This window comes from Streptomyces sp. NPDC102274, from assembly GCF_044766385.1.
Taxonomy (GTDB): domain Bacteria; phylum Actinomycetota; class Actinomycetes; order Streptomycetales; family Streptomycetaceae; genus Streptomyces.
Genome location: NZ_JBIWLW010000086.1, coordinates 1 through 8,326, shown reverse-complemented (window position 1 = coordinate 8,326; position 8,326 = coordinate 1). Strand labels below are relative to the sequence as shown.

Genomic DNA, 8,326 nt, shown 5'->3' with positions numbered 1-8,326 from the left:
AACGGTCGGCTCATCCGCACGGCACCGAGCACCTACAAGATCACCCTCCCCGATGCCTTGACATCGCCAACATGCCCTTAACTTCGTGGCATTGGTCCAGCATCTGCCGGTGGCAGTAGCCCTCCGGCCGGCCTCCCCGGCCCTCCAGCCACGCCGGAACCGGCATCACGTCCCGCACCACCGCCCACTCCGCGTCCGTCATGTCCGACGGATACCGCCGCACTCGCTCCGGGCGGTCGGCCGCGTTCCCGAACCGGTGCGCGAGACAATCGCACGCCGACGACGCCGAGTTGAACTCGAAGGACGAAACCGCGTACAACTGCGTCAACAGGGTCTCCCCGCACTCGAGCTGGCCTCAACAACCCTCGTGCTGCACCGGAGGCCCTGCCTTCATGCATCCACCCGGCCAAGATCACTCGGCCAGGCACCCCGTTCGATCAGAACCGACCTCATGATCGATAGAGATACGGCTTCTGAAATCTTCCCCGCATTGGAGCGGTCCCTCAGCTTGACCAACAAGGGACCGGTCCTGCTGCTGACCGGATACCAGACGCCGGCCGCCATCCGCCGCAGCGGAGCCAGGCGCATCGAGACCTGGCTGAAGAACCGCAAGGTCAAGGGCGCCGCCGCCCTTGCTCAAACCACCGTTGAGGCGGCCCAGGCCCAGCACACCGCGCTGCCCGGTGAGAAACTGGCCGCCTCGATAGTGGCCCGCCTCGCCAAGGGGGTGATGGCCCTCGAAGAGGAGATCGCCGAGCTCGACCTACTCGTCGAGGCCCGGTTTCACGAACACCCGCACGCCGCGGTGATCCGCAGCCTGCCTGGCATGGGAGCCATGCTTGGCGCAGAGTTCATCGCCGCCACCGGCGGTGAGATGACGGCCTTTGGCACCGCCGACCGACTAGCCTCGTTCGCCGGCCTGTCCCCGGTCCCACGCGACTCCGGCCGTGTCAGCGGCAACATGCGCCGACCTCGCCGCTACCACCGCGGCCTTCTCCGGGCCTTCTACCTCTCCTCCATGGCCAGCCTACGGTCGTGTCCAGCGTCACGGGCCTACTACGACCGCAAACGCGCCGAGGGGAAGGGGCACAAGCAAGCAGTCCTGTCGCTCGCACGCCGCAGGACCAACGTCCTGTGGGCAATGATCCGCGACGGAGCGTGCTACCAGTTCGCACCACCAGTCACCAAGGTTGCTTGACAACCTTATTGGGGAGTCCTTTTTCTTCTGGCCTCGAACGGTGTCCCGAACTTGATCACTCAGGGGAGGGTTCGGCGGACGTGGGGGGCGGCCTTGGCGTGATCCTGCGTGCTGTCCAGAGCGCGCGTTTCACGAGACCCGAACCGAGACCAAGGCCGCCAGGGGTGAGTCTGCTGCATCACGATGTCCGGCAGGAAGCGTTCGCGGAAGCGTCACGCTTCCGGGGCGAGTTCTACGAGTGCCTGACCGCCCGGCGGGATGAGTTGTTCGAGTTGGCCGACGCCCTGCTGTGCGTCGACGGGCCGGTCACCTCACCCGTGGAGTTGACGCTGGTGCCCGAGCACCCGCGTGGGCACGGCGCTCTGTACGGAGCCCTCAACCGCGGCCGGATCGACGTCGACAGGTTGCGGGCCCTGCTGGCCGACATGCCCCTGCCGCGCTTCGAAGGTGGCCGCCTGGTCCTCGCCGTCGACGTGTCGCCGTGGCTCCGCTCGGACGCGCCGTGTTCGGCGGACCGAAGATCCGCCGCTGGGCGAAGAAGAACAAGGTCGAGCTGTGCTTCACCCCGACCAACGCCTCCTGGGCCAACCCGATCGAGGCGCACTTCGGACCGCTGCGGCAGTTCACCCTCGCCAACTCCCACCACCCCAACCACACCGTCCAGACCCGCGAGCTGCACCGGTACCTACGCTGGCGCAACACCAACGCCCGCCACCCCGACGTGCTGGCAGCCCAACGCCGCGAACGTGCCCGGATCCGCAGCGAGAAGGGAATCCGCTGGGGAGGACGGCGACTGGCCACAGCCGCCTGGGACGCCGCCATCCCGACGACCCGATCACCTCGTGCGACCTCACGGCCTGCGGCAACCGCACTGTCGCACCGGACGCCGACCCACAGCACCCGCAGTTCGCCCAAAGCCTTCTGCCATCGCTGCTGTGAGTCCGCGCCGCCGAGGAAGACCTCATCGATGATGACCCGGGCGCCCGCACGGGCCATCGCGGCGACCCCCTTGATCCATGCCGCTTCCAGCGTCCGGAACTCCGGCCCGACGATCACCTCTCCGTCCGGAGTGAACTCGATCCCGGCATCCGACGCCTGCATGGCCGCGGGCATCGCGTCAACCAGCGTGTCGGTCCCCAGAGCCAGCCACGGTTCCGGCAGGACCGCCTGCAGACACCGAGCGATCCCGGACTTCCCCGAGCTGGAACCACCGTTGAGAACGATCACCTCAGTCATCACCGCGCCACAGTAGAGGCACCGCAGCAACACTCGAAAACGGATACCCGCGAACGCTGCCCGCCTCCTACAACCCGGTGAACCTTCCCGGCCAGAGCCGGGACTGTCAAACAGCGGCTCTGTTCCGTAGTCGGTGGTGACGGCAGGTGACTGGCGTCGTTGACGTCGTATGCGAGATGTCAACTTCCTTGTGGCAACGGTGTTTTCAGGGCTTTCGGCACTGGTCATCGATGATGTGGCGGACGACGGCGCGGTGATCCGGGTCGTAGCCCGGACCCGGGATGTTCCCTTTCCCTGTCTGGTGTGCGGGGTGCCGACGGGGAAAGTGCACGGGTATCACGTCCGGACGGTTGCGGATGTGCCGGTGGATGGCCGCAGGGTCGCGGTCAACGTCCAGGTTCGACGTCTGGTCGGTCCGGTCCTGGGCTGTCGGCGGCAGACCTTCCGCGAGCAAGTCCCTGGGCTGCTGGAGCGCCTTCAGCGCCGCACCACCCGCCTGAGCAGCCAGGTCTCGGGGGCAGTCAAGGAGTTATGCGGCCGGGCAGCCGCCCGGCTCGCCCGGTTACTGGCCATGCCCGTCTCGTACGCGACCGCGCTGCGCCTGCTACGGCGCATCCCCGCCCCGGCAACGCGGATCCCGCGGGTGGTCGGGGTCGATGACTTCGCCCTGCGCCGCCGCCACCGCTACGCCACGATCATCATCAACGCCGAGACCGGGGAACGCCTCGACGTCCTGCCCGACCGCGAGGCCGCCACCCTGGAGGCATGGCTGCGCGAGAAGAAGGAGATCGAGGTCGTATGCCGGGACGGCTCGGCCACCTACGCCGAGGCGATCCGCCGGGCCCTGCCTGACGCGGTGCAGGTCAGCGACCGCTGGCATCTGTGGCGGAACCTGTGCGACAAAGTCCTGGCCGAGGTCCGCGCCCACACCCCCTGCTGGGCCGCCGTCAACCCGCCCCGGCCCGGCGGCGTCCGAGAGCAGACCACCCGCGAGCGTTGGCACAAAGTCCACGCCCTCCTCGACTCCGGCGTCGGCCTGCTCGACTGCTCCCGCAGACTGAACCTCGCCCTGAACACCGTCAAGTGCTACGCCCGCATCCCCGAACCGCCCGCCGATCGCATCGCCCCCCGCTACCGGCCCACGCTGGTCGACCTTACCGCGACCACCTGCGCCGGCGCCGGTCCGACAACCCGGCCGTCCCCGTCACCCACCTTCTGAAGAGATCAGAGAACTGGGCTACACCGGCAGTGCCAACCTGCTGGTGCGCTACCTCAACCAGGGCCGCGCCGAAGGCGACCGCCCCGTGACAACCCCCCGCCGCCTCGCCCGGCTCCTGCTCACCCACCTGTGGACGAAGGACACCGACCTGCTCAGCCTCCTCACCGCGGCCTGCCCGGAGATGACCGCACTCGCCCAACTCACCGGCGAGTTCGCCGCGCTCCTGACCCCGGCCCAGGCCAACGACAACAAGCTCACCCAGTGGATCACCACGGTCCGCACCGCCGACCTGCCCCACCTGCGCAGCTTCTGCAACGGCCTCGAACTCGACCGCGCCGCCGTCACCACCGGCCTGACCCTGCCCCACCACAACGGCCGCACCGAAGGCGTCAACACCCACACCAAGAAGATCATGCGCCAGATGCACGGCCGAGCCGGATTCGACCTCCTCCGCCACCGCATCCTCCTGCAATAAGGCGAACACACCGTCACCACCGACTACGGAACAGAGCCGCTCGTCGTTTGACAGACCCGGCAGGGGCGAAAGCCGTCGATGGCCAGTTCCATGAGCCGGTCGGCCTGGGTGGCGCCGTCTGGGGTGTCGGGGGTGCGCCACAGGCAGCTCATGAGCATGATCACGTCGACAGGGTCGATTCCGGGACGCACCTCTCCGGCCTGCTCACATGCGTCGAGGAGTTGGCCGACGGCAGCAGCCACGGGAGGCCACGAGGCACTCACGACCTCCTGCGCGGCGGCGGAATGCAGTGCCTCGCCGAGGCCATGCTTGATCCGTACATAGGCGGCGAGGGTGGCGAACCACTGCCGCAGTGCGTCCAGTGGAGCGTGGGTGGCGAGAACATCCGGCACGGAGGCGACCAGGCGGTTCACGTCATGCCGGTGGACCTCCAGGATCAGCGCCTCGCGAGTGGGGAAGTGCCGGTAGAGGGTGCCCGGACCCACGCCTGCGCGCTTGGCGATCGAGTTGAGAGAGGCGTGCGGTGACTCGGCGAGCGCGTCGTGGGCGACCTGGAGGATCGCCTCGCGGTTCTTCAGCGCATCGGAGCGCTGTGGCGTGGCGCCGGTCATCGGGTCCTCCTGGCGGTGCGGGTAGCGGTGTCCGTTTGCGATCCGGAGAACTCTCCGTTAGCGTCGAACTGCCAGCGGAGAGTTCTCCGCTTACCTTCGTTCCCCATTGTAGGAGCCTCCCCGTGCGCTACATCAAGCTCGGCCGTACCGGCCTCGATGTCTCCCCGGTCGCCATCGGCGCCATGACCTACGGTGAGCCTGACCGCGGCCACCCCGTCTGGTCTCTCGATGAGGAGAGCAGCCGCCCCCTGATCAAGCACGCCCTCGAAGCCGGCATCAACTTCTTCGACACCGCCAACATGTACTCCTACGGCTCCAGCGAGGAGATCCTCGGCCACGCCCTGAAGGACTACGCCACCCGCGACGACATCGTCATCACCACCAAGGTCCGCCACGACATGCGTCCCGGCAGCCCCAACGGCGGCGGCCTGTCCCGCAAGGCGATCATGTCTCAGATCGACAACAGCCTTCGCCGCCTGGGCACCGACTACGTCGACGTCTACATGATCCACCGCCTCGACAACGACACACCACTTGAGGAGACCCTGGAAGCCCTCAACGACGTGGTGAAGGCCGGCAAGGCCCGCTACCTCGGCGCGTCCTCCATGCACGCCTGGCAGTTCGCCAAGGCCCTCCACCTCCAGGAACGCCACGGCTGGGCACGGTTCGTCACCATGCAGGACCACTACAACCTCCTCGCCCGCGAGGAGGAACGCGAAATGCTCCCGCTGTGTGCCGACGAAGGCGTTGCCACCATGGTGTGGAGCCCCCTGGCACGCGGTCGCCTCGCCCGCCCAGCCGACCAGGCAAACACGACCCAGCGCGCCGCCACTGACGGCGCCTACGCCGACATGCTCTACAAGGCGAACGCCGACAGCGACCGGCAGATCATCGACGAGGTCGGCGCCATCGCCGACGCCCACGGTGTGACCCGCGCCCAGATCGCTCTCGCCTGGCTGCGCCGTAACCCCGTCGTCGCGGCCCCACTCGTCGGCGCCCGCACCATCCAGCAGATCGACGACGCCGTAGCCTCCCTCGACCTCGACCTCACCGACGAGGAAGCCCGCCGCCTGGAAGCCCCCTACACCCCCCGCCACGACGTCCAGGGCATCTCCGACGCCCGCGAACTCGAGCGCATCAAGGCAAGCATCCCCGGCTACACCAACCTCTGACACCGTGCTGGCCGCGCCAGGACGCTCAGCTCCGGTACGGCCAGCAACTGCTCTTGGTCCCTTCCTCGGTGGTGGCCCGCGGATCGCCGGCAGGAGAGCAACCAGGTGCTGCTGCGGCTCCTCGACGAGCTGGACGCCTCTCCGAGGAGGCATCCGCCCGCCGTTTCGTGGGCAAGCTCTGCGGCCTGATGGGGCTAAGACCGGGTGGCGGCGCAGAAATGCGCCGCCACCCGACCCGGGGGTGAAGAATGCTCGGCCATTTCCTCGACTGATCGTCGATGGCAGTGGGCATGCAGGAGATGGATCTGCGGCCGATTGACCTTTCCGCGTTCCCGTAGAATCACCGCTCGCTTTCGCAGAGCTTTGCGGGTGACAGTGAACCACTTCTCCCATTCCTCCGGGGTCTGTGGCTCCTGATCGGCATACAGCAGGTGACCACCACACTCTGAACACCACCCTTTCTGCGCTTTAAGTAGCCGCAGGGTCGGCGCGTCCAGCGGTGGGGGCTTCCTTTTGCGTCGCTGGTTGGCCCAGTAGTCGGCGAGCCCGGGATCGTCCGGAGATGCTGCACCTTTGACTGCCTGGTGGCGGACAATCGATATCCAGGAGAATTTGATGAGGTAGGCGCCGTTGTCACGGTCACCAAAGACCCACCGGTCTCTCCTAGTGTCTCGTAACTCTGTTTGTGTTACTTCGCGTTGTTATTGACGAGTTGCTTCACGCTGGTCTGAACGAGTCGGACCCTGGCGAGGATCTCATCGGCGGTGGCGGTCCAGGTGAAGGGTTTCGCGTTCTGGTTCCAGGAGTTGATGTAGTCGCGGATCTGTTTGACCAGGACGTTGACGCTGGAGAACGTGCCGCGGCGGATGGACTGCCGGGTGATGATCCCGAACCAGGTCTCGATCTGGTTCAACCACGAGGACCCGACGGGGGTGAAATGGAAATGGACGTGCGGGGTCTTCGCCAGCCACGCCTTCACATCCGGAGTGGTGTGCGTGGACAGGTTGTCCAGCACAATGTGGATCTCCTTCCCGGCATGCGGCTTCACCGCCTTCTTCAGGAACGCCAGGAACGTGGCGCCATTCCGGTCCGGCCGGCATTCGCCGAGCACCTCGCCGGTGCCGACGTTCAATGCGGCGAGCAGGTTCGTGGTGCCGTGCCGCACATACACGTGGGTGCGCTTCTCGCTCGCCGCGAAGGTCACGGGCAACACCGGCTGAGTCCGGTCCAGTGCCTGCACCTGCGTCTTCTCGTCGACCGACAGCACCACCGCCCCACCGGGCGGGGCCAGGTACAGGCCGACGACATCGGCGACCTTCTCCGCGAACGCCGGGTCCTTCGAGATCTTGAAGGTGCCCGAGCGGTGCGGCTTCAGGTTCTCCTCACGCCAGATGCGGGCGACGTAATGCCAGGAAACCGAGATGCCCTCATGCCGCTTCAGGTGATCGGCGAGCGTCCACGTCGACCAGTGCGACAGGCCGGAATCCACCGGCGGCGACATCCTCGTCAAAGCGATCACCCGGGACCGCACCTGCGGCGGCACCTGGGTACGCGGCCCGCCACGACGCTTCTCCTCCAGCCCAGCCAGGCCCCGCTCGGCATAACGGGCCTTACAGCGGTCCACCGTCAGCGGTGCCACCCCGGCAAGTTCGGCGATGTCCTTGCGCCGCCGCCCCTCGCCGGTCCACAACACAATCCGGGCGCGAAGCGCCACATCAGCCGGAACATCACGCGAGCCAGCCAACTCCCGCAGCTCAGCCATCTGTTCAGAGGAGAGATCCATACCAGAATCAACGATCACACAAGCCTCAGGTTCCATGAACAGCATCACGAGACACTAGATTTGTTCCACGCACCGTAGTACCGGTCCACGACCCAGCGTTTGGGTTTGTTCCGGTGACTGCGCAGAGCCCACCTATAGGCCAGCTTCCACACATAGGCATCCAGCGCATTGAACATGCGGCTGGATACCACGGTCCGCTAGTAGCAGGCCCATCCCTTGGTGATCGGGTTAAGCTGAGCTGTAACCGCCGCCGAGTTTGCACCCCGAAGGACGCGCATCTCGTCAGCGAGCCGCTTCCGGATCCGCTTTACGGCGACACGACTAGGTTTGATGATTAGCTTTCCGCTGCGATAGCGGCGGATGTTGAATCCCAAGAAATCGCACCCTGCGAGAGGTGAGCGATCCGAGTCTTGCCCTCGTTGAAGGAAATCCTCTGGGAGTTAGCCATTCACTTAGTACTCCAGTTGCAGTTCTCCATACGCCCTGGTCAAGGGGCCCTTCGGAATCTAGTTGGCTGACGGACCGTCAGAGTGGCGGTGGTTCGTTACTCACCCGATCGGGGTGCGTTGAACCGGTTATGGGAACGGAGAGCGGTGTCGAAGTAGGTCTGTGGGACAGCGAGTTGGAGTCAT

4 protein-coding genes and 5 pseudogenes are annotated in these 8,326 nt (G+C 66.3%); 5 read left to right on the top strand and 4 right to left on the bottom strand.

Annotated elements, in window-relative coordinates; all coding sequences use genetic code 11:
- Positions 1–439: 439 nt before the first annotated feature.
- From ACIRQP_RS41405 to ACIRQP_RS41395, 3 pseudogenes are all read left to right on the top strand, one after another.
- A pseudogene (locus ACIRQP_RS41405) lies at positions 440–1,198 on the top strand (transposase); the annotation flags it as partial.
- 164 nt (positions 1,199–1,362) lie between these two features.
- A pseudogene (locus tag ACIRQP_RS41400) lies at positions 1,363–1,716 on the top strand (transposase); the annotation flags it as partial.
- Positions 1,716–1,997: pseudogene (locus tag ACIRQP_RS41395) on the top strand (IS630 family transposase); the annotation flags it as partial. The pseudogenes ACIRQP_RS41400 and ACIRQP_RS41395, both read left to right, overlap by 1 nt.
- Here the strand turns inward: ACIRQP_RS41395 and cpt are convergent.
- Positions 1,988–2,434, bottom strand: a pseudogene (cpt, locus tag ACIRQP_RS41390) (chloramphenicol phosphotransferase CPT); the annotation flags it as partial. The pseudogenes ACIRQP_RS41395 and cpt overlap by 10 nt on opposite strands.
- Before the next feature lie 199 nt (positions 2,435–2,633).
- On the opposite strand from cpt, the pseudogene ACIRQP_RS41385 reads away from it, so the two are divergent.
- Positions 2,634–4,128, top strand: a pseudogene (locus tag ACIRQP_RS41385) (ISL3 family transposase).
- Positions 4,129–4,151: 23 nt separating this feature from the next.
- On the opposite strand, the gene ACIRQP_RS41380 reads toward ACIRQP_RS41385, so the two are convergent.
- Positions 4,152–4,739, bottom strand: coding sequence for a TetR/AcrR family transcriptional regulator (locus ACIRQP_RS41380; RefSeq protein WP_403900498.1), 588 nt, complete (start codon positions 4,737–4,739; stop codon positions 4,152–4,154).
- 122 nt (positions 4,740–4,861) lie between these two features.
- On the opposite strand from ACIRQP_RS41380, the gene ACIRQP_RS41375 reads away from it, so the two are divergent.
- A complete protein-coding gene (locus ACIRQP_RS41375; protein WP_403900496.1) occupies positions 4,862–5,911 on the top strand; it encodes an aldo/keto reductase in 1,050 nt (349 codons plus the stop codon).
- A 688-nt stretch (positions 5,912–6,599) separates the two neighbouring features.
- Here ACIRQP_RS41375 and ACIRQP_RS41370 read toward each other — a convergent pair.
- Positions 6,600–7,739 (bottom strand): IS630 family transposase, encoded by a 1,140-nt coding sequence (locus ACIRQP_RS41370; RefSeq protein ID WP_403900494.1) that lies wholly within the window; start codon positions 7,737–7,739, stop codon positions 6,600–6,602.
- Complete coding sequence (locus ACIRQP_RS41365) at positions 7,739–7,870, bottom strand: group II intron maturase-specific domain-containing protein (protein ID WP_403900492.1); 132 nt, start codon at positions 7,868–7,870, stop codon at positions 7,739–7,741. Before ACIRQP_RS41365 ends, ACIRQP_RS41370 begins: the two co-directional genes overlap by 1 nt.
- Positions 7,871–8,326: the final 456 nt, after the last annotated feature.

Coding starts and splice junctions, on each gene's coding strand:
- ACIRQP_RS41380 (WP_403900498.1), bottom strand. CDS start 4,739: ATGACCGGCGCCACGCCACAGCGCTCCGATGCGCTGAAGAACCGCGAG.
- ACIRQP_RS41370 (WP_403900494.1), bottom strand. CDS start 7,739: ATGCTGTTCATGGAACCTGAGGCTTGTGTGATCGTTGATTCTGGTATG.
- ACIRQP_RS41365 (WP_403900492.1), bottom strand. CDS start 7,870: ATGTTCAATGCGCTGGATGCCTATGTGTGGAAGCTGGCCTATAGGTGG.